The 21,651-nt window shown below is 67.5% G+C and carries 12 protein-coding genes; 5 read left to right on the top strand and 7 right to left on the bottom strand.

The window, feature by feature from the left end; all coding sequences use genetic code 11:
* Positions 1-17: 17 nt before the first annotated feature.
* The 7 genes from HH110_RS01420 to HH110_RS01390 form a co-directional block, all read right to left on the bottom strand.
* Positions 18-893 carry an energy transducer TonB gene (locus HH110_RS01420; protein WP_241696360.1) on the bottom strand — a complete coding sequence of 292 codons (876 nt, stop codon included), beginning with the start codon at positions 891-893 and terminating at the stop codon, positions 18-20.
* Positions 894-950: 57 nt separating this feature from the next.
* Positions 951-2,663, bottom strand: coding sequence for a bifunctional isocitrate dehydrogenase kinase/phosphatase (gene aceK / locus HH110_RS01415; RefSeq protein WP_176987989.1), 1,713 nt, complete (start codon positions 2,661-2,663; stop codon positions 951-953).
* A gap of 183 nt (positions 2,664-2,846) precedes the next feature.
* Positions 2,847-5,072 (bottom strand): NADP-dependent isocitrate dehydrogenase, encoded by a 2,226-nt coding sequence (locus HH110_RS01410; RefSeq protein ID WP_176987988.1) that lies wholly within the window; start codon positions 5,070-5,072, stop codon positions 2,847-2,849.
* A gap of 305 nt (positions 5,073-5,377) precedes the next feature.
* The gene (locus tag HH110_RS01405; protein ID WP_176987987.1) at positions 5,378-5,881 is read right to left on the bottom strand and encodes a hypothetical protein; all 504 of its coding nucleotides are present in this window, start codon (positions 5,879-5,881) and stop codon (positions 5,378-5,380) included.
* Between the two features lie 39 nt (positions 5,882-5,920).
* The gene (locus HH110_RS01400; RefSeq protein ID WP_176987986.1) at positions 5,921-6,214 is read right to left on the bottom strand and encodes a LysM peptidoglycan-binding domain-containing protein; all 294 of its coding nucleotides are present in this window, start codon (positions 6,212-6,214) and stop codon (positions 5,921-5,923) included.
* A gap of 239 nt (positions 6,215-6,453) precedes the next feature.
* A complete protein-coding gene (queF, locus tag HH110_RS01395) occupies positions 6,454-7,272 on the bottom strand; it encodes an NADPH-dependent 7-cyano-7-deazaguanine reductase QueF (protein WP_176987985.1) in 819 nt (272 codons plus the stop codon).
* 170 nt (positions 7,273-7,442) lie between these two features.
* The gene (locus HH110_RS01390) at positions 7,443-8,774 is read right to left on the bottom strand and encodes a M20 family metallopeptidase (RefSeq protein WP_176987984.1); all 1,332 of its coding nucleotides are present in this window, start codon (positions 8,772-8,774) and stop codon (positions 7,443-7,445) included.
* Positions 8,775-9,004: 230 nt separating this feature from the next.
* Here HH110_RS01390 and HH110_RS01385 point away from each other — a divergent pair, with 230 nt between their 5' ends.
* The 5 genes from HH110_RS01385 (at position 9,005) to yccS (ending at position 21,468) form a co-directional block, all read left to right on the top strand.
* On the top strand, positions 9,005-10,243 hold the full coding sequence (locus tag HH110_RS01385; RefSeq protein ID WP_176987983.1) for an efflux RND transporter periplasmic adaptor subunit: 1,239 nt from the start codon (positions 9,005-9,007) through the stop codon (positions 10,241-10,243).
* Between the two features lie 88 nt (positions 10,244-10,331).
* Positions 10,332-13,571, top strand: a complete 3,240-nt coding sequence (locus tag HH110_RS01380) for an efflux RND transporter permease subunit (RefSeq protein WP_176987982.1) — start codon at positions 10,332-10,334, stop codon at positions 13,569-13,571.
* Between the two features lie 34 nt (positions 13,572-13,605).
* Positions 13,606-16,731 (top strand): efflux RND transporter permease subunit, encoded by a 3,126-nt coding sequence (locus HH110_RS01375; RefSeq protein ID WP_176987981.1) that lies wholly within the window; start codon positions 13,606-13,608, stop codon positions 16,729-16,731.
* 325 nt (positions 16,732-17,056) lie between these two features.
* Positions 17,057-19,126 (top strand): TonB-dependent siderophore receptor, encoded by a 2,070-nt coding sequence (locus HH110_RS01370; protein WP_176987980.1) that lies wholly within the window; start codon positions 17,057-17,059, stop codon positions 19,124-19,126.
* Between the two features lie 164 nt (positions 19,127-19,290).
* Entirely contained in the window at positions 19,291-21,468 is a 2,178-nt protein-coding gene (yccS, locus tag HH110_RS01365; RefSeq protein ID WP_176987979.1) for a YccS family putative transporter, read from the top strand.
* Positions 21,469-21,651 lie beyond the last annotated feature (183 nt).

The raw sequence follows: 21,651 nt of genomic DNA, 5'->3' as shown, positions 1-21,651 counted from the left end.
CCGCGATCCTGTGCGGCTCAGCCGCCGAGCGGCGTCAGCAGCGTTGGCCCCTTCCTGGGGGCGTCCGCCATGAAGACCCCGTCGGCAGGCAGCAGATCGGCATTGGCATCGGCGCTCATCGCCTTGTCGCTGCGCCACGGCGCCGGCTGGCGCGGGCCGGGAATGTAGGCATCCCAACGGCCGTAGCGCTCCACCTCGTTACCGAAGGAGAAGCGCACCGGCACACGCACGGTCCAGCTCGCGTCATCCTTGCTGTCGCCACTGCTCGGTACCTTGAACGTCCATTTGCGTGCAGCGCCCATCGATACCCGTGCCAGTTTGTCGCGCATCCTGCGCATGTTCGCCTCGTTGGCGATCACGCGCAGGTTGACCTGCTCGGCAGCCACATCCAGCACGTTGCCATCGCGCCCGACCTGCACCAGCAGCAGCACGTCGCCGCGCCCACCCGCGTTGTAGACATCCTCGGGATATGCCGGGAGCGACATCTTCAACCGGGTGACGCTGTCCGTTGCCGTCTCGTCGTACTGCTCGAAGTTGGCCGCCAGCAGCGTGACCAGGCTGCTGCCATCGGGACGGTTCTTCGCGCCCAAACGCAGGCTCACCGGGGTACGTGCCCTGACCGCGTGGCCGTCCACCAGCACCGGTGCGAAACGCCATGTCTGCACCGCGCCCTCGACGAATCGCACGATGGTCTCGTCGACCTGCCCCCGCTTGTCGAGGCGGAACGTTTCCACCCGGCCATCGGTCCCGATGTCGATCTCGCCGGTGAGCACCATGCTGGCCTCGGCCTGCTCGCGCACCTCGCGCTTGGTCTGCGCGCTCGCATCGGATGGCAAGGCCATGCCGACCCCGCTGAACGCCAGCGCCACTGCCAGAATCCGGGAATACCCCATCGCACTATCTCCTTGTGGATGCTCCACAGCCTAGCGCAGCCGCGACTACGCAGCCAATCACGCCAGTCGCAGCACCGCGGCATAGGGCGGTGTATCCGGGAAATCGCCGGCGGCGAACCCCGCCTGCAGCCGCTGCCACCACGCCGGATCGAACAAGTGGGCGAAATGCTCGCGCACCGCCGCCAGCTCAGCCGCCGGCAGGCCCATGAACATCCAGAAGCGCTCCGGGAACACATCGCGTGCACCGATCTGGAACCACGGCTCATCGGCCAACGCTTCCTCTTCGTTGCGCGGGGTCGGCCAGGATCGGAAGATGCACTCGGTGACCAGGCACAGCTCATCGTAGTCGTAGAAGACCGCACGCCCATGCCGCGAGACGCCGAAGTTCTTCGGCAACATATCGCCGGGAAAGATGTTGTTGCGCGCCATGTCGGTGATCGCCTGCGCATAGTCCAGTGCGGCCACGCGTCGCGACTCCACGGTCTGCTCGCGCAGATACAGATTGAGCGGGCGGAATCGCCGCTGCACGTAGCACAGCGCGATCACCAATTCGTCGCCGTCCTCATGCACGCTGCTGGCGCACTGGGTCAGCAGCTCGTCGCGCAGCGCCGCGGAGAAGCGCGCCCGCGGGAAGCGCAGGTGCCGATAGGGCTGCGCGTCAAGCAGTCGGCCAACACGGTCCAGGTTGAACACCAACGCATACTTCTCTTCCACCTGGCGCCGGGTCATGGTCTTCGGCCAGGCGAAACGGTCCCGGATCAGCTTGAACACCAGCGGATAGCTGGGCAGGGTGAACACCGCCATGACCATGCCCGGCGTGCCATCGGCATGGACGAGCTGCTCGCCAGGCTGCTCATGGAAGTGACGGAAGAAAGTGCGATAGCGTTCGGTCTTGCCCTGCTTGGCGCGCCCGAGCACCGTGTAGATCTCATCCACCGGCTTGCCCGGCAGCAGGCTGCGCAGGAATACCACCGCATCGCCCACGGTCGCCAGATCTGCCTGGAAATAGCTGCGCGAGACGCCGAACAGATGGGCGACATCGCGGCGCCGGGTCAGCACCGCATCCACGCGAATGCCGCGTTCGTCATGCACCAGCGCGATCACGCAGGGCGAGAAGCGATGCTCGCCGAACACGCGCCCGACCAGATAGGCGCGGCGCTCACGGTAGAACACGGTGTCGAGCAGTTCGATGCTGCGCACCGGGTAGTCGCCCCAGTGCGCCAGATCATCCTGCAGCCGCACCGCGATCGCGGCAGCGCAGCGCAGCTGGTGCGCATAGGGCACATGGAAGCGATAGTCGCCGAGGACGCGCATGAACGCGTCGGCCGGGCGCGTCGGTGAGAGGGTGTAGCTGTGCCGCGCGACGGGATGGGTGATGGCGTCGGACGGCTCAACATCCATCGCCATGAACTCGATCGCCCCGTCCACGCCGCGGGTGGCGAACAGCCGACGTGCCAGCGTGTTGTAGAAGGTCTTGTACAGTTCGGCGTCGATCAACCCGGCCAGCAGCGCGGCATACGCCGCGCGAACCTCCAGCCACAGCGCGCGCTCACCCACACGTTCACCGACTGCGCGGCGCAGGGTATCGACGGTCTCGGCGATGCACTGGTCATACAGCACGATGCGCTCCACGGCGTCCTGCCGCGCACCCACCCAGTCGCGCTGTTCGAAGCGCTGCCGCGCACGCCGGCTGATCGACGCGAAGCGCGCATGGTAGTCCTCGAAGCCATCGCGGATCAGCCGCGCGAGCGCGTCCGGCGTCGCGTTCATGCGACGCCCCGGACGGGGCAATGATGGAACCGGCAGGAACAGCAGGCGCGCATGCAGCCACTTCCAGAGGACCTGCCGCCACCATACGTCAGCGACTGGGCGCTTGCCCAGCGGGCACCCATAAAAAAACCCGCGCCGGAGCGCGGGTTCTTCATCGATCACCGCAGGTGCGGTACCGCTGCCTTACAGCGCAGACAGCGCGCTGTTGAAGGTGCTGCTCGGACGCATCGCGGCGCTGGCCTTGGCCACGTCCGGACGGTAGTAGCCGCCGATGTCGACCGCCTTGCCCTGCACCGCCGCCAGCTCACCGACGATGGCCTGCTCGTTGTCGGCCAGTGCCTTGGCCAGCGGAGCAAAACGGGCCTTCAGCGCGGCATCGTCATCCTGCGCGGCCAGGGCCTGGGCCCAGTACAGCGCGATGTAGAAGTGGCTGCCGCGGTTGTCGATGCCGCCCAGCTTGCGCGACGGCGACTTGTCGTTGTCCAGGAACTGGCCGTTGGCCTGGTCCAGGGTCTTGGCCAGCACGGTGGCACCGGCGTTGTCGTAGCGGTTGCCCAGGTGCTCCAGCGACGCGGCCAGGGCCAGGAATTCGCCCAGCGAATCCCAACGCAGGTAATCCTCTTCCACGAACTGCTGCACGTGCTTGGGCGCCGAACCACCGGCACCGGTCTCGAACAGGCCACCGCCGGCCATCAGCGGCACGATCGACAGCATCTTGGCGCTGGTGCCCAGCTCCATGATCGGGAACAGGTCGGTCAGGTAATCGCGCAGCACGTTGCCGGTGACAGAGATGGTGTCCTCACCCTTGCGGATGCGGTCCAGCGAGAACGCGGTCGCCTCCACCGGCGCCAGGATGCGGATGTCCAGGCCGCTGGTGTCGTGGTCCTTCAGGTAGGTCTCGACCTTGGCGATCACCTGCGCATCGTGCGCGCGGGCAGCGTCCAGCCAGAACACCGCCGGGGTGCCGCTCAGGCGGGCACGGTTGACGGCCAGCTTCACCCAGTCCTGGATCGGGGCGTCCTTGGTCTGGCACATGCGCCAGATGTCGCCGGTCTGCACGGCATGCTCGAAGATCACCTTGCCGGCGTCGTCGGTGACACGCACGGTGCCGTCGGCCGGGATCTGGAAGGTCTTGTCGTGCGAACCGTATTCCTCGGCCTTCTGCGCCATCAGGCCGACGTTGGGCACCGAGCCCATGGTCGCCGGGTCGAAGGCACCGTGGGTGCGGCAGTCGTCGATCACGGCCTGGTACACACCGGCGTAGCAACGGTCCGGAATGACAGCCTTGGTGTCCTGCAGCTTGCCGTCGGCATTCCACATGCCACCGGAGTCGCGGATCATCGCCGGCATCGACGCATCGACGATCACGTCGCTGGGCACGTGCAGGTTGGTGATGCCCTTGTCCGAATTGACCATGGCCAGGCCCGGGCGCTTGCCGTACTCGGCAGCCAGGTCGGCCTTGATCGCTTCCTGGGTGGCTTCGGGCAGCTGCGGCAGGCGCGCGAACAGATCGCCGATGCCGTTGTTCGGATCGAAACCGGCCTGCTTGAGCACGTCGGCGTGCTTGGCAAGCACATCCTTGTAGAACTCTTCGACGACCACGCCGAACATGATCGGATCCGAGACCTTCATCATGGTGGCCTTCAGGTGCAGCGAGAACAGCACGCCCTTGGCCTTGGCATCGGCGATCTGCGCCTGCACGAACGAAGCCAGCGCGTTGCGGCTCATCACCGCGGCGTCGACGATCTCACCGGCCTTGACCGCGGTCTTTTCCTTCAGCACGACGCTGCTGCCGTCGGCCTTGAACAGTTCGATCTTCAGGCTGCCGGCGTTGGCCAGCGTGGCCGACTTTTCGCTGCCGTAGAAGTCACCGCCGTCCATGTGCGCGACATGCGACTTGGACTCGGTGGACCACTTGCCCATGCGATGCGGGTGCTTGCGGGCGTAGTTCTTGACCGACAGCGGCGCGCGGCGGTCGGAGTTGCCTTCGCGCAGCACCGGGTTCACCGCGCTGCCCTTGACCTTGTCGTAGCGCGCCTTGATGTCGCGCGAGACGTCGTCGGTCGGCACGTCCGGGTAGTTCGGCAGTGCGAAGCCCTGGTCCTGCACTTCCTTGATCGCGGCCTTCAGCTGCGGCACCGAGGCGCTGATGTTGGGCAGCTTGATGATGTTCGCGTCCGGGGTGGTCGCCAGCTGGCCCAGTTCGGCCAGGTGGTCGGCTTCCTTCTGGTCGTCCTTCAGGTAATCCGGGAACAGGGCCAGGATGCGGCCGGACAGCGAGATGTCGCGGGTTTCCACGGCGATGCCGGCGGTGGCGGTGTAGGCCTCGACGATCGGCAGCAGCGACTGCGTGGCCAGGAACGGGGCTTCATCGGTGAGCGTGTAGAGAATCTTGGGCGTGTTCGACATGGGGGATCAGGGCTCTCTTGCAGATCTCGTGAATGATGGCCGACGGCAATGCCGGGCCGCGTGCAACCGTGTCGCGTGCAGGGCCCCGCAGAGCATGGCCCGCACTTTCCCCGGGGACCGCGCCAACCAGCGGCGCGCACGGCGGGAAACCTCCGCATTGTCGCGTTTTCAGCCCCCCGGAGCAAAGCCGTCCCATACGCAAACGTACTGGAACGCTGTGGTCCGGCAGGCGCCCATAAAAAAGACGCAGCCTCGCGGCTGCGTCCATCGTGAGCCTGTTGCCGGGAGAGAGTCGGCGACTGGGCTTACTTGACCTCGAACTCCTGCGGCGATCCAGCCGCCTTACCATCTACCATGACTTCCGCGCGGTACTTGCCCGCCGGCCAGCCATTGGCATTCTTGAAGGCGATGTTGGTGGTCTCGGCACCGGTGGTGTTCACCACCTGGTTCTGCTCACCGGCGACCTGGCCGTTCTGGAAGGTCAGCTTGGCCGCCACGTTGGCGTTGTTGGCGCTGCCATCGGTGCGGATCGAGACGATGATGTCGTCCTTCGGCGCGAACAGCGCGGCCGAGGTGACGGTCTTATCCGCCGCGGCGGTCTTGCCGACGGTGACCGCGGAGACCATCACACCGGTTGCAGCGGTCATCGGCTGCGGGGCGGCTTCGGTCATCGGGGCCGGGGCGGCAGGCGCGGTCGCTGCCGGCTGCGCGTTGTTGTCGGCGGTGTCTTCTTTCTTCTTGCAGCCGGCCAAGGCCACGGTGGCCAGAAGCGCGGCGAGAACGGCAGTACTGATGGACGACTTCTTCATGGAGGTTGCTCCCTGTGAGATGGTGGGCAGTGCAGCGGATCAGGCTTTGGGCGGCAGTTTCAGGATCTGGCCCGGCTGGATTTTGTCGGGGTCGTCCAGCACGTCGCGGTTGGCCTCGAAGATGCGCTTCCACGCATTGCCATCGCCCAGTTCCTGCTTGGCGATCTTCGAGAGCGAATCGCCCTTCTGCACCGTGTAGGTGCCTCCGACCTTCTCCGCGGTGGTATCCACCGAGGCGGTCACGCCCGAGAAATCAACCTGATCGACTTTCTGCGCGGTGGTATCGACGCTGGCGCTGACACCGGAAAAGTCGACTTTCTTATCGGTACTCATCCATACACTCCCGTCTTGATTGACGACATGGGAGGCACGGTGTCACAGCCCTTGTTAATGGGGCATGGCGTGGATGTGAAGACGTGCGGAACCTGACAGACGGGGCACCGCCGTCAGGTAGAGCCACGCCATGCGTGGCTGGCGGGGCCGATCGACGTCACTGCCACGGGCAGCCACGCATGGCGTGGCTCTACCGTGGACTTGATGCCTGCTTGATCGCATCGACCAACGGTCGATGCCTACTGGCGCAGGTCGCGGACGGTGCGCGCCGGGGCGGCGATGCCCGGGCTGGCCCGCCACGGGTTGATGTCCAGGCCGCCGCGGCGGGTGTAGCGCGCTTCCACTTCCAGCCACTGCGGCTGGCAGCGCTGGGTGATCTCGCTGAAAATCCGCTCCACGCACTGCTCGTGGAACTCGGCGTGTTCGCGGTAGCTGATCAGGTACTTGAGCAGGCCGTCGCGGTCGATCTTCGGGCCGCGGTAGCGCACGCTGAGGCTGGCCCAGTCCGGCTGGCCGGTGACCGGGCAGTTGGACTTCAGCAGGGCCGAGCTCAACGTCTCGGTCACCACCTCATCGGCATCGGCGAACAGGAATTCCGGTGCGGGCGGGCCGTAGCGCTCGATGGCGACATCGCGTTCGTCCAGCGATTCGCCCTCGGCGTCTTCCACCAGCGGCGGCACGCCGAACACCACCGTCACCACCGCGCCGGCACAGGCCGACAGGTCGCGGGTGATGCACAGCCGTGCGGCTGCGTCATCGTCGAAACGCGTGCTGTTGAGGGAGTTGAGGTAGAGCTTGAACGACTTGGATTCGATCAGGTTCGGCGAGGTGCACGGCACGCTGACCGTGGCCACCGCCACGCGCGGCTTGCCGCGACCGTCCAGCCAGCTCAGCTCATAGGCCTGCCAGCGGTCATGGCCGACGAACGGCAGCGCCGCCTCGTCCAGGCCGATCTCCTCGCGGGCGCCACGGCGCGGGATGGGAAAGAGCAGGCCGGGATCGTACTGCGATGGGTAAGCCACCTCGCGACCGAGGCTGGAGTCCTGGGGGGTATTCATGCCGCCATTTTACGCCGGTAGGCGCGCGGCGTCCGGCGGCGAAAACGACAGGCCACGGCGACCAGATGATGGCGTTCCCAGTCGGCGGGAGGACCGGAACCCTCCCGCCCGTGCCGGGTTTCGCCCCGGCCAACGGCCGGGACCTACCGTCTGCCAGCCGTCCGCTGACTTCAGCCTGCGCCAGGCGCCGCAGCCGGCGTCCCATTGAGGTAATCCAGGCTCACCTGCAGCAGCGCGCGCAGGCCCACGTCCAGCGCCTTCTCATCGAGCAGGAACTTCGGCGAATGATTGGCCGGCGCGGTGGCAGGATCGATCCCTTCGCTGGTCGAGCCCACGAAGAAGAACATGCCGGGCACCTGCTGGGCGTACAGCGAGAAGTCCTCCGCGCCCATCTGCAGCGGCGGCTCGTAGACATTGCCTTCGCCCACCACGGCCTGCAGGCTCGGCAGCATCCGCGCGGTCAGCGCCGGATCGTTGACCGTGGCCGGGTTGCCCTCGGACTCGTAGATCTCCGTTTCCGCCTTGGCGCCATGGGCGGCGGCGGTGTGTTCGGCCACGTTGCGCAGGTCGGCGAAGATCTGCTGGCGCATGCCCTCGTCGAAGGTCCGGATGGTGCCGACCATCTCCACTTCATCGGGGATGATGTTGTAGCGGATGCCGCCCTTGATTGCGCCGAACGTCACCACGGCCGGCTGCTTGGACAGGTTGGCGCGGCGGCTGACGATGGTCTGCGCGGTGCCGACCAGGTCGGCCGTTGCCACGATCGGGTCTACCCCGTTCCACGGCGCCGAGCCATGGGTCTGGCGACCGATCACCTTGATGCCGAACCGGTCCGACGCGGCCATCAGTGGGCCGCCACGCACCGCGATCTGGCCGGCCGGCACGCTGGAGAACACATGCAGGCCGAACACCGCCTCCGGCTTGAAGTCCTTGAACAGGCCTTCCTTGAGCATCAACGCCGCACCGCCCTCTTCCGGCGGCGGCGCGCCTTCCTCGGCGGGCTGGAAGATCAGCATCACTTCGCCGGGCAGGTTCGCGCGCATCTTCACCAGCGCATCGGCCACGCCCAGCAGGGTGGCGGTGTGGGCATCGTGGCCGCAGGCATGCATCACCCCGACGGTCTCGCCGCGATAGGTGCTGGTGGCCTTGGAGGCGAACGGCAGGCCGGTCTGCTCGGTCACCGGCAGCGCGTCCATGTCCGCGCGCAGGGCGATCCGCGGGCCGGGCTTGCCGCCTTTGATGATCGCCACCACGCCGTGGTGGGCGATGCCGGTCTGCGGCTTCAGGCCCATGGCGCGCAGGCGCTCGGCGACCTTGGCCGAGGTGCGTTCTTCGCGGTTGGACAGCTCCGGGTGCTGGTGGAAGTCGCGGCGCCAGTCGATCACCTGGGCCTTCAGGCGGGTCGCGGCGGCGGCCACTTCCGGGCGTTCGGCAGGGGCGGCGGCGGCCAGGCCGGGGGCGGCCAGCAGCAGGGCGGACATCAGCAGCGACAGACGGGGCATTGAGGGTCTCCACGGGTCAGGACGGCGGTCGAACCTGAATGTAGGGCATCGGCGCCGATCACGCTGTAACTTTCTGCCCGGGCAGGCGTTCATGGAGGGAACCTCACCCGTCACATCCGGTCTGATCGCCCGTCCCATCCGTCATGCATGAAAGCCCACGGGCGACGGGTATGCTTTGCGCCTAGCCAACCGGGGCCCCCCGCCCTCCGCCAGCCCTCAGGAGTTATTGAATGTCGCGTTTCTGGAAGATCGTGCTGCTGGTGGTCGCAGTGCTGGTGGTTGCCGTTGTCGGCGTGCGCCTGATGGGTGGCAAGAAGGGAGACGCGGCGGGTCCGGCAGCCGAAGGGCGCCAGGGCGGTGACCCGGCCAATGCAGGCCCGGTGCCGGTCACGGTGATCGATGCGGTCCGCCAGGACGTACCGGTCTATGCCAGCGCGCTGGGCACGGTCGCGGCGATGAACACCGTCACGGTGAGCCCGCAGGTGGGCGGCCAGCTGATCAGCCTGAACTTCAAGGAGGGCCAGGAAGTGAAGAAGGGCGACCTGCTCGCGCAGATCGATCCGCGCACCCTGCAGGCCAGCTTTGATGAAGCCGCGGCGGCCAAGCGCCAGAACCAGGCCCAGCTCGCCACCGCGCGCTCCAACTACCAGCGCTCCAATTCGCCCGAGTACCGCCAGTACGTGGCCAAGACCGACCTGGATACCCAGCGCAACCAGGTCGCCCAGTTCGAGAGTGCCGTGGCCGCCAACGAGGCCAGCATGCGCGCCGCCCAGGTGCAGCTGCAGTACACCCGCGTCACCGCGCCGATCTCCGGCATCGCCGGTATCCGCGCGGTCGATGCCGGCAACATCGTCAGCGCCGGCACCGCGCTGGTGACGCTGACCCAGATCCATCCGATCCACGTGGTGTTCAACCTGCCCGAGCGCCAGCTGCCGGCCGTACGCCAAGCCCAGGCCGCCGGCGCGGTGGATATCGCCGCGCTGGACCGCAACGATGCGCACGTGCTCACCGATGGCGGCAAGCTGGACGTGGTCGACAACCAGATCAGCAGCGACAGCGGCACCTTCCGCGCGCGCGCCCTGTTCGACAACGAAGACAATTCGCTGTGGCCGGGCCAGTTCGTCAACGTCCGCATGCAGCTGCGCACCATCGCCGGCGGCGTGGTGATCCCCACCCAGGCCGTGATGCGCGGCCCGGATGGCGAGTACGTCTATATCGTCAAGCCGGACAGCACCGTGGCCATGCAGACGGTCAAGAGCGGCGTGGAAGTCGGCGACAGCCAGGTGCAGATCACCGAAGGCCTGAAGGGCGGCGAGCGGGTCGTAAGCGAAGGCCAGTTCCGGCTCAAGCCGGGCGCCAAGGTCACCGCGCTCAAGCCGGGCGAAACCCCGGCCGCGCCGACCGAAGCCGAGCTCAAGGCCGCCCAGCAGCAGGGTGGCGGTGGACGCCGCGGCGGCGGTCCGCGCTGATCGCGCCCGCCCCACGTTCCTGACGCCGGCGCACCTGCCGGCGTTCGCCTGATCCAACGCAGCACGACGCACCAGCAAGGACCCGCCCGTGGGCTTTTCGACGATTTTCATCCGCCGCCCGATCGCCACTTCGCTGCTGATGGCGGGCCTGCTGCTGCTCGGCATCCTCGGCTACCGCCAGCTGCCGGTGTCGGCGCTGCCCGAGATCGATGCGCCCAGCCTGGTGGTGACCACCCAGTACCCCGGCGCCAACGCGGTCACCATGGCCTCGCTGGTGACCACGCCGCTGGAGCGCCAGTTCGGGCAGATCTCCGGGCTGGAGATCATGACCTCCGATTCGTCGGCGGGGCTGTCCACGATCATCCTGCAGTTCTCGATGGACCGCGACATCGACATCGCCGCGCAGGACGTGCAGGCCGCGATCCGCCAGGCCACCCTGCCCTCCTCGCTGCCCTATCAGCCGGTCTACAACCGGGTGAACCCGGCCGACGCGGCGATCGTCACCCTCAAGCTCACCTCCGACACGCGCCCGCTGCGCGACGTCAACAACTACGCCGACTCCATCCTCGCCCAGCGCCTGTCGCAGGTGCAGGGCGTGGGCCTGGTCTCCATCGCCGGCAACGTGCGCCCGGCCGTGCGCATCCAGGTCAATCCGGCGCAGCTGTCCAACATGGGCCTGACCCTGGAAGACCTGCGCAGCGCGCTGACCCAGGCCAACGTCAACGCGCCCAAGGGCTCGCTCAACGGCAAGACCCAGTCCTACTCGATCGGCACCAATGACCAGCTGACCAGCGCCGCCGAGTACCGCGACACCATCATCAGCTACAAGAACAGCCGCCCGGTACGCCTGTCCGACGTGGCCAACGTGGTCGACGGCGTGGAGAACGACCAACTGGCCGCATGGGCCGATGGCAAGCCGGCGGTGCTGCTGGAAGTGCGCCGCCAGCCCGGCGCCAACATCGTGCAGACCGTCGAGCGCATCCGTGCGCTGCTGCCGCAGCTGCAGAACGTGCTGCCGGCCGACGTGCATCTGGAAATCTTCAACGACCGTACCGAGACCATCCGCGCCTCGGTGCATGAGGTGCAGTTCACCCTGATCCTCACCATCGGCCTGGTGGTCGCGGTGATCTTCGTGTTCCTGCGCCGCCTGTGGGCGACCATCATTCCCTCGGTGGCGGTGCCGCTGTCGCTGGCCGGCACTTTCGGCGTGATGGCGTTCGCCGGCATGTCGCTGGACAACCTCTCGCTGATGGCGCTGGTGGTGGCCACCGGCTTCGTGGTCGACGATGCGATCGTGATGATCGAGAACATCGTGCGTTACATCGAACAGGGCAAGAGCGGACCCGAAGCGGCCGAGATCGGTGCGCAGCAGATCGGCTTCACCGTGCTCTCGCTGACCATCTCGCTGGTGGCGGTGTTCCTGCCGCTGCTGCTGATGCCCGGTGTCACCGGCCGGTTGTTCCACGAATTCGCCTGGGTGCTGAGCATCGCGGTGACGCTGTCGATGCTGATCTCGCTGACGCTCACCCCGATGATGTGCGCCTACCTGCTCAAGCCCGATGCGCTGCCCGAAGGCGAAGACGCGCACGAGCGGGCGGCCGCGTCCGGCAAGACCACCGTGTGGTCGCGCACCGTCGGCCTGTACGAACGCAGCCTGGACTGGGTGCTCGAGCATCAGCCGCTGACCCTGGCTGTCGCCGCCGGCGCACTGGTGCTGACCGTGGTGCTCTACATCGTGATCCCCAAGGGCCTGCTGCCCGAGCAGGACACCGGCCTGATCACCGGCGTGGTCCAGGCCGACCAGAACATCGCCTTCCCACAGATGGAGCAGCGCACCAAGGCCGTGGCCGAAGCGCTGCGCGGCGACCCGGCGGTGACCGGCGTGTCGGCCTTCATCGGCGCCGGCACCATGAACCCCACGCTCAACCAGGGCCAGCTGTCGATCGTGCTGAAGGAGCGCGGCGACCGCGACGGGCTTGATGAAATCCTGCCGCGCCTGCAGAAGGCCGTGGCCGGCATCCCCGGCGTGGCGCTGTACCTCAAGCCGGTGCAGGACGTCACCCTGGATACCCGCGTGGCCGCCACCGAGTACCAGTATTCGCTGTCGGACGTGGACAGCGCCCAGGTCGCGCTGCAGGCCACGCGGATGACCGAGGCGCTGCGCCAGCGTCCGGAGCTGGCCGACGTGGACAACAACCTGTCCAACCAAGGGCGCGCGCTCGAGCTGACCATCGACCGCGACAAGGCCAGCGTGCTCGGCGTGCCGATGCAGACCATCGACGACACGCTGTACGACGCCTTCGGCCAGCGCCAGATCTCGACCATCTTCACCGAGCTCAACCAGTACCGCGTGGTGCTGGAAGTGGCGCCGGAGTTCCGCACCAGCACCGCGCTGATGAACCAGCTGGCGGTCGCCTCCAACGGCGCCGGCGCGCTGACGGGCAGCAATGCGACCAACTTCGGCCAGGTGACCTCGTCCAACTCGTCCACCGCCACCGGCATCGGCGCGCAGAACACCGGCATCCCGGTCGGCGCCGGCAACATCATCCCGCTGGCCGCGCTGGCCGAAGGCCGGGTCACCAGCACCCCCCTGGTGGTCAGCCACCAGCAGCAGCTGCCGGCGGTCACGGTGTCGTTCAACATCGCGCCCGGCTACTCGCTGTCCGATGCGGTGAAGGCGATCGAAGAGACCAAGGCCAGCCTGGACATGCCCTCGCAGGTGCACGCGCAGTTCATCGGCAAGGCCGCCGAGTTCACCGGCAGCCAGACCGACGTGGTGTGGCTGCTGCTGGCCTCGCTGGTGCTGATCTACATCGTGCTGGGCGTGCTGTATGAGAGCTACATCCACCCCTTCACCATCATCTCCACCCTGCCCCCGGCCGGCGTCGGCGCGCTGCTGGCGCTGATGGTGTGCGGGCTGCCGTTGTCGGTGGACGGCATCGTCGGCATCGTGCTGCTGATCGGCATCGTCAAGAAGAACGGCATCATGATGGTCGACTTCGCGATCGAGGCCCGCCGCACCGGCGCCAACGCGCATGAAGCGATCCGTCGTGCCTGCCTGCTGCGCTTCCGCCCGATCATGATGACCACCGCGGCGGCCATGCTCGGTGCGCTGCCGCTGGCCCTGGGCACCGGCATCGGCTCGGAACTGCGTCGTCCGCTGGGCATCGCCATCGTCGGCGGCCTGCTGCTGTCGCAGCTGGTCACGCTGTACACCACGCCGGTGATCTACCTGTACATGGAACGCTTCTCCGAGCGCCTGCGCCAGCGTCGCGAACAGCGCGCGCTGCGCCACGGCCATGGCCCGGTGCGGGAGCCGCAGGCGTGATGATGAGCACCGCAGACCGCTGCGGAGGCGTTCGATGAACATCTCCGGCCCGTTCATCCGCCGCCCGATCGGCACCGCCCTGCTGGCCATCGGCCTGTTCGTGGTGGGTGTGATCTGCTACCTGCAACTGGGCGTGTCGGCGCTGCCGAACATCCAGATTCCGGTGATCTTCGTGCATGCCAACCAGGCCGGCGCGGATGCCACGACGATGGCCTCCACGGTGACCGCGCCGCTGGAGCGCCACCTCGGCCAGTTGCCGGGCATCGACCGCATGCGCTCGTCCAGCTCGGAAGGCAGCTCGCTGGTCTTCATGATCTTCCAGAGCGACCGCGACATCGATTCGGCCGCGCTGGACGTGCAGACCGCGATCAACTCCGCGCAGTCCGACCTGCCCGCCGGGCTGGGCACGCCGATGTTCCAGAAGGCGAACCCGAACGACGACCCGGTCATCGCGATTGCCCTGACCTCGGAAACGCAGTCGGCCGACGACCTCTACAACGTGGCCGATTCGCTGCTGGCCCAGCGCATCCGCCAGATCACCGGTGTGTCCTCGGTGGATATCGCTGGCGCCTCCACGCCGGCCGTGCGCGTGGACGTCAACCTGCGCCTGATGAACGCCCTCGGCCTGACCGCCGATGACCTGCGCAACGCCGTGCGCGCGGCCAACGTGACCTCGCCGACCGGCTTCCTCACCGATGGCAACACCACCACCGCGATCATCGCCAACGACTCCGTCGCGCGCGCGGCCGATTTCGCCCAGCTGGTGATCAAGACCGCCGACGATGGCCGCGTGATCCGCCTGCAGGACATCGCCAACGTCTACGACGGGCAGCAGGACGCCTACCAGGCCGCGTGGTTCAACCACAAGCCGGCGGTGGTGATGTACGTGTTCACCCGCGCCGGCGCCAACATCGTGGAAACCGTGGACCGGGTGAAGGCGCAGATCCCGACCCTGCGCGACTATCTGGAACCGGGCACCACGCTCACCCCGTATTTCGACCGCACCCCGACCATCCGCTCCTCGCTGCACGAGGTGCAGATCACCCTGCTGATCGCGCTGGCCATGGTGGTGCTGACCATGGCGCTGTTCCTGCGCCGGCTCGCCCCGACCCTGATCGCCGCGGTGACCGTGCCGCTGTCGCTGGCCGGCGCGGCGCTGGTGATGTACGTGCTGGGCTTCACCCTGAACAACCTGAGCCTGCTGGCGCTGGTGATCGCGATCGGCTTCGTGGTCGATGATGCGATCGTGGTGATCGAGAACATCATGCGCCACCTCGACGAGGGCATGACGCGCATGCAGGCCGCCCTCACCGGCGCGCGCGAGATCGGCTTCACCATCGTCTCGATCACCGCCTCGCTGGTGGCGGTGTTCATCCCGCTGCTGTTCGCCAAGGGCATGATGGGCGCATTCTTCCGGGAGTTCACCGTCACCCTGGTCGCGGCCATCGTGGTCTCGATGATCATCTCGCTGACCCTGACGCCCGCACTGTGCAGCCGCTTCCTGAGCGCGCATGCCGATGCCGGCGCACCGAGCCGCTTCGGCCGCCTGCTCGATGCCGGCCACGACCGCATGCTGCGCATCTACGTGAAGCTGCTGGACTTCTCGCTGCGCCACGCGCTGCTGCTGTCGCTGACCCCGCTGCTGCTGATCGGTGCGACGGTGTTCCTGTTCGGTGCGGTCAAGAAGGGCGCGTTCCCGGCCCAGGACACCGGCCTGATCTGGGGCCGCGCGAATTCCAGCGCGACCGTCTCCTTCGAAGACATGGTCAACCGCCAGCGCCGCATCACCGACATGCTGATGGCCGACCCGGCGGTGAAGACCGTGGGCGTGCGCCTGGGCAGTGGCCGCCAGGGGTCCAGCGCGCAGTTCAACGTCGAACTGAAGTCGCGCAAGGACGGCCGCCGCGAGACCACCGCCGAGGCTTTGGCCCGCCTGAGCGCGAAGGCCGACCGCTACCCTGACCTGCAGCTGCGCCTGCGCGCGATCCAGGACCTGCCCAGCAATGATGGCGGTGGCGCCAGCCAGGGCGCGCAGTACCGCGTCTCGCTGCAGGGCAACGACCTGGCCCAGCTGCAGGAGTGGCTGCCCAAGCTGCAGGCCGCGCTGAAGAAGAACCCGAAGCTGGCCGACGTCGGCACCGACGTGGACGCTGCCGGCCTGCGCCAGAACATCGTGATCGACCGCGCCAAGGCCGCACGCCTGGGCGTGTCGGTCGGTGCGATCGACGGCGCGCTGTACGGTGCCTTCGGCCAGCGCCAGATCTCCACGATCTACTCGGACATCAACCAGTACAGCGTGGTGGTCAACGCCCTGCCCGAACAGACCGCGACACCAGGGGCGCTGGACCAGATCCATGTGCGTGCCGGCAATGGCGAGATGGTGCCGATCACGGCCGTGGCCGAGCAGGTGCCGGGGCTCGCCCCGTCGCAGATCACCCACGAAAACCAGTACACCACGATGGAGCTGAGCTACAACCTCGCCCCCGGCACCAGCATGGGCGAGGCCAAGGCCATCATCGACAGCACGGTCAACGGCATGCGCATGCCCGGCGACATCCGCCTGGCCGAGGACGCGGGCTTCGGCTTCGATTCGGACCCGATGGCGATGCTGATCCTGGTGATGGCGGCGATCATCACCGTCTACCTGGTGCTGGGCATGCTCTACGAGAGCCTGATCCATCCGGTCACCATCCTCTCCACGCTGCCGGCGGCGGGCGTGGGCGCGCTGCTGGCGCTGTACGGCACCAACACCGAGCTGTCGGTGATCTCGATGATTGCGCTGGTGCTGCTGATCGGCATCGTCAAGAAGAACGCGATCATGATGATCGACTTCGCGGTGGTGGCGCAGCGCGAGCACGGCAAGACCCCGCTGGAAGCGGCACGCGAAGCGAGCATCGTGCGCTTCCGCCCGATCATGATGACCAGCATGGTGGCGATCCTGGCGGCGGTGCCGCTGGCGATCGGCCTCGGCGAAGGCTCCGAGCTGCGCCGCCCGCTGGGCATCGCGATGATCGGTGGCCTGCTGTTCTCGCAGAGCCTGACCCTGCTCAGCACCCCGGCGCTGTACGTGATCTTCTCGTGCCTGCGCGAGCGCTGGGTGGCCAGGCGGGTGCGGCGCCGCGAGAAGCGCGCCCTGAAGCGCAGCGCCATCGCCCGGTAGGTACCGACCGTTGGTCGGCACCTGCGTTGGGCACCGGCCGCGTTACGGCGTGACGACCAACGGTCGTCACCTACCGATGCGGCGTCGCATCCCGGTAGGTACCGACCGTTGGTCGGTACGTCAGGTAGGTACGCCCGGTAGGTGCGCCCCGGTTTGACGCCACGTAACAAAACGACAACAATTCTCATCCAGCCACGGTCCTGCATCGCCCTCTGCGATGTCCCCGCTGCCGGTTCCCGGCCAGCCTGCGCGATCCAGCCATCGACCCTCCCCCGCCCTCTGTAGATCGCGGACGGCGTTGTGCTGTCCGCCAAGGAACCCATCGATGCTGTCGTCCTCCCTGCCCCGCCTGGCCACGCTGGCCGTTGCGCTGCCGCTCGCCTGCGCCGCCCATGCCCAGTCCGCGCCCGACGGCGGCGCCCGGGCGCGCTCCGCCACCGACCTGGATGCCATCAAGGTCATCGCCGAGCGCACCCACACCGATACCGGCGCCCTGGGTGACCGCGCCGTGCGCGACACCCCGTTCGCGATCTCGGTGGTGGGCCGGGAAGACATCGAGAAGCGCCAGGTGGTCTCGCTCGGCGAGGCCTTCCTGACCGACCCTTCGGTGGTCACCCAGGTCAGCGCCTATGCCAGCGGCTGGAGCTCGCCGATCCGCAACCGCGGCATCGACCTGAGCTACGACAGCTACCGCGTCAACGGCCTGCAGGTGTCCTCGTGGGGCACCGAGTGGCCACTGGAAGTCATGGAGCAGGTGGAACTGCTGAAGGGTCCGGGCGGTTTCATGTACGGCTTCGGCCAGCCCGGCGGCATCGTCAACTACGTCACCAAGAAGCCCACCGAGGTCACCACGCTGTCGGCGCAGCTGGGCTGGCGCGAGGCCGGCATCGTCAGCGGCCAGGTCGATGTGGGCGGGCGCTTCGGCAACGAGGACATGTTCGGCTACCGCTTCAATGCGTACCAGGAGAAGGGCGAGACCTTCAACGGTGGCGACGTGGACCGCAAGGTCGGTGCGCTGTCGCTGGATGCGCGCCTGAGCGACCGCCTCACCTGGACCTTCGATGGCGTGTTCCAGTCGCGCGATCTCGGCAACGAATCCCCGCAGTACTACTTCATCGGCCTGACCGGGCTGCCGCGTCCGCTTGCGGGCGACATCGACAACAGCATCGACGGCAGCTACTACGACACCCGCTCCAGCCTGCTCTCCACCGCCCTGGACTGGCAGATCAACAGCGACTGGAAGGCCAGCCTGAGCTATGGCGTGACCACCTCCTGGAACGACGTCAACAAGATCTTCGCCTACATCGATGACGTAAACGGCGATTACGACGTCAACACCTACGAGCTCGGCGGCAAGAGCGAGTGGAAGCTGGCCCAGGCCCTCGTGCAGGGCCGCTTCCAGACCGGCCCGCTGTCGCACCAGGTCGTTGCCGGCGTCTCCCACCAGACCGGCCTGGGTTGGGACCGCCCGTACGAATGGAACACCCTCGGCCGCGGCAACATCTACCAGCGCCCGACCCTGCGCCACGACGCGGTGGGCTCCCGCGTGTTGACGCGCGGCAGCGAGACCGTGCAGCAGGCGGTGTTCGTCAGCGACACCGTCAGCTTCGCCGATGGCTGGTCGCTGCTGGCCGGTGCGCGCTACAACGACTTCGAGAACAAGGGCGCGTACCACACCTATCCGGTCACCCCGACCTACGCCCTGATGTACAAGCCGGCCGATGCGGTGACGCTGTATGCCAGCTACGTCGAATCGCTGGAAGCCGGCAGCCGCGTGGGCAGCGATTACATCAACGCCGGTGACGTGCTCGACCCGACCATCAGCAAGCAGTACGAGATCGGCGCCAAGATCGAGTACCCGCGCTGGAGCGCGAATGCGGCCGCCTTCCGATTGGAGCGTGGTGCGAACATCGATCTGATCACCTCCGCCGGCAAGCGGCTGGTGCAGGACGGCATCACCCTGTACGAAGGCGTGGAAGCCAGCGGCGACGTGCGCCTGACCGATGCGTTCACCCTCGGCGGCGGTGTCACCTGGCTGGACCCGACCTACGACAAGCTCTCCCCGGGCAGCGCCGCCCAGGAAGGCAACCGTACCGCCGGCGCCGCCCGCTGGCAGGGCGTGCTGCATGCCGATTACAGCGTCCCGCAGGTCGAGGGGCTGAGCGTGTATGCACTGGCCCGCTACTACGGCGACGTCTACTACAACGCCGACAACACCCTCAAGCTGCCCGACTACACGCTGGTCAACGCCGGCGTGGGTTACCGCATGCAGGCCGCCGGCCACCCCGTCACCTGGCGCGCCGGCGTGGAGAACCTCGCCAACCGGACGTACTGGTCCAATGCAGGCGTCGGCCTGCCACGGACCTTTGCGGTAAGCGTGCGCTTCGACATGTAACCGGAAAACCCACAGGTAGTGCCGGCCGCTGGCCGGCTCCCGACCATGCCGGGCTGCCAACCATGCAGGACCGCCGGCCAGCAGCCGGCACTACCGTCGGCGGTGAAGGTGTCCCCTTCACCCCGCACCGGCAATAATGGCGGCCTCTCTTCCGCCGAGTCGCCATGCCTTCGTTCGAAACCCGCGTCAGCCGCCTGTGGGCGCATGAAAAGGCCAGCTATGGCCTGCGGGTGTTCATCGCGCTGTCCGCGGCGATGGGGCTGTGCTGGTACCTGGACCAGCTGACCGCCCTGCCCGGCGTGTTCCTGGGCATCATCGCCAGTGCGATCGCCGAGACCGACGACAACTGGTGGGGGCGGATCAAATCGGTGGCGCTGTCGCTGCTGTGCTTCGTGGCCGCGGCTGCCGCAGTGGTGCTGTTGTTCCCGCATCCGTGGTGGTTCATCACCGCGTTGGCGGCGGCCACCTTCGGGCTGACCCTGCTCGGCGCGCTCGGCGAGCGCTATGCCTCCATCGCGCAGGCCACGGTGACGCTGGCCATCTACACCATGATCGGGCTGGAACAGCACGGCGCGGCCGACCTGTCCCAGGCCATCAACGCGGTCAGCCACCTGCTGGCCGGTGCGGTCTGGTACGCCCTGCTCTCGATCCTGTGGACGGCCCTGTTCGCCAATCGGCCGGTGCGCGAGCGCGTGGCACGCCTGTACCTGGAACTGGGCCGTTACCTGCAGCTCAAGGCCGATCTGTTCGAACCGGTCCGCGATGCCGACGTGCAGAAGCGCCAGCTGGCGCTGGCCGAACAGAACCGGCGCGTGGTCGAGGCGCTCAACATCGCCAAGACCGCGATCCTGGCCCGGTTCGGCCGCTCCGGCCGGCCCGGCGTGCAGTCCGGCCTGTACCTGCGGCTGTACTACATGGCGCAGGACTTCCACGAACGCGCCAGCTCCTCCCACTATCCGTATGGCGCGCTCACCGAGGCGTTCTTCCACAGCGACGTGCTGTACCGCTGCCAGCGCCTGCTCGCGCTGCAGGGCGAGGCCTGCGCCAACCTCGGCCAGGCCATCCGCCTGCGCCAGCCGTTCCAGTACGGCGAGCGCACCAAACAGGCCACCGCCGATCTCACCGATTCACTGACCTGGCTGCGCGCCCAGCACAACCCGCAGTGGCAGCGCCTGCTGGCCTCGCTGGAACTGCTCGGCCACAACCTGCAGAGCATCGAACGCCGCCTGTCCGAGGCCGAGAAGTCCGAGTCCACCCTGGACAACGTCGATACCCGCCTGCGCGATACCAACCCGCACACGCTGCGCGAAATGGGCGTGCGCATCCGCCAGCAGCTCACCCCCGGCTCCGTGCTGTTCCGGCACGGCCTGCGCATGGCGCTGGCGCTGATCGTTGGTTTCGCCGCGATCCGCCTGTTCAATACCCAGAACGGCTCGTGGGTCCTGCTGACCATCGTATTCGTGTGTCGTCCGCATTTCGGCGCGACCCGCCAACGGCTGGCGCAGCGGATCGCCGGCACGCTGATCGGCCTGGTGCTGACCTGGGCGCTGATGCAGCTGTTCCAGGACCTGCGCATCGAGCTGCTGATCGCGCTGCTTTCGGCGCTGCTGTTCTTCTTCACCCGCAGCGATCGCTACCTGGTGGCCTCGGCGGCGATCACGGTGATGGCGCTGACCTGCTTCAACCTGATCGGCGATGGCTTCCTGCTGATCTGGCCGCGGCTGGTGGATACGCTGCTGGGCTGCGCGATCGCCGCCGCCGCCGCGTTCCTGATCCTGCCGGACTGGCAGGGTCGCCGCCTGAACCTGGTGATGGCACGCGTGCTCGACAACTGCGCGAAGTACCTGCACGCAGTGCTCGGCCAGTACGGCAGCGGCATGCAGGACGATCTGGCCTACCGGATCGCGCGGCGCGACATGCATAACGCAGACGCGGCGCTGTCCACGGCACTGTCGAACATGCTGCGCGAGCCCGGCCACGTGCGCCGCAACCTGGATGCCGGGTTCCGCTTCCTGGCGCTGTCCAACACCCTGCTCGGCCATCTCTCCGCGCTGGGCGCCCACCGCACCCAGCTGGACAGCTACGGCCAGGATCCGCTGGCGCTGTCCGGTGGGGAACGCGTCGAACAGGCGATGCAGCAGATCGCCAGCGCGCTGCAGCAGCGCGAGCCGGTGGCCGAGGACGCCAACGACGGCGACCGCGCCCTGGCCGAGCAACTGGAGCAGATCCCGGACGACATGCCGCCCAAGCTGCAGCTGATCCGCACCCAGATGGGGCTGATGCTGCGCCTGCTGCCCAAGCTGCGCGGCGCCGCCAACGAGGCCGCGCGCACGCTGCGGTAGGTATCGACCGTTGGTCGATACGGATATTGAACGTCTCACGACCCATGGAACGTCTCACGACCATGGAACGTCTCACGACCAACGGTCGTGAGCTACCCCGAGACGGGGGGCTGCCTGCACCATTCCGCGGCGCTGCCATGCTGCGCCAACAGGGAGAATGCTAGGCTGCGCCGGTTCGCAAGG

The sequence above is a fragment of the Stenotrophomonas sp. SAM-B genome (assembly GCF_013387485.1).
GTDB classification, from domain to species: domain Bacteria; phylum Pseudomonadota; class Gammaproteobacteria; order Xanthomonadales; family Xanthomonadaceae; genus Stenotrophomonas; species Stenotrophomonas maltophilia_AA.
Note: the sequence above shows the minus strand (reverse complement) of the source record. Positions and strands in the feature narration are given on the sequence as shown.

Excerpts from the sequence above, each read along its gene's own strand:
- HH110_RS01375 (WP_176987981.1), top strand. The coding sequence starts at position 13,606 with ATGAACATCTCCGGCCCGTTCATCCGCCGCCCGATCGGCACCGCCCTG.
- HH110_RS01370 (WP_176987980.1), top strand. The coding sequence starts at position 17,057 with ATGCTGTCGTCCTCCCTGCCCCGCCTGGCCACGCTGGCCGTTGCGCTG.
- HH110_RS01385 (WP_176987983.1), top strand. The coding sequence starts at position 9,005 with ATGTCGCGTTTCTGGAAGATCGTGCTGCTGGTGGTCGCAGTGCTGGTG.
- queF (WP_176987985.1), bottom strand. The coding sequence starts at position 7,272 with ATGAATACCCCCCAGGACTCCAGCCTCGGTCGCGAGGTGGCTTACCCA.
- HH110_RS01400 (WP_176987986.1), bottom strand. The coding sequence starts at position 6,214 with ATGAGTACCGATAAGAAAGTCGACTTTTCCGGTGTCAGCGCCAGCGTC.
- HH110_RS01420 (WP_241696360.1), bottom strand. The coding sequence starts at position 893 with ATGGGGTATTCCCGGATTCTGGCAGTGGCGCTGGCGTTCAGCGGGGTC.
- HH110_RS01410 (WP_176987988.1), bottom strand. The coding sequence starts at position 5,072 with ATGTCGAACACGCCCAAGATTCTCTACACGCTCACCGATGAAGCCCCG.
- aceK (WP_176987989.1), bottom strand. The coding sequence starts at position 2,663 with ATGAACGCGACGCCGGACGCGCTCGCGCGGCTGATCCGCGATGGCTTC.
- yccS (WP_176987979.1), top strand. The coding sequence starts at position 19,291 with ATGCCTTCGTTCGAAACCCGCGTCAGCCGCCTGTGGGCGCATGAAAAG.
- HH110_RS01390 (WP_176987984.1), bottom strand. The coding sequence starts at position 8,774 with ATGCCCCGTCTGTCGCTGCTGATGTCCGCCCTGCTGCTGGCCGCCCCC.
- HH110_RS01405 (WP_176987987.1), bottom strand. The coding sequence starts at position 5,881 with ATGAAGAAGTCGTCCATCAGTACTGCCGTTCTCGCCGCGCTTCTGGCC.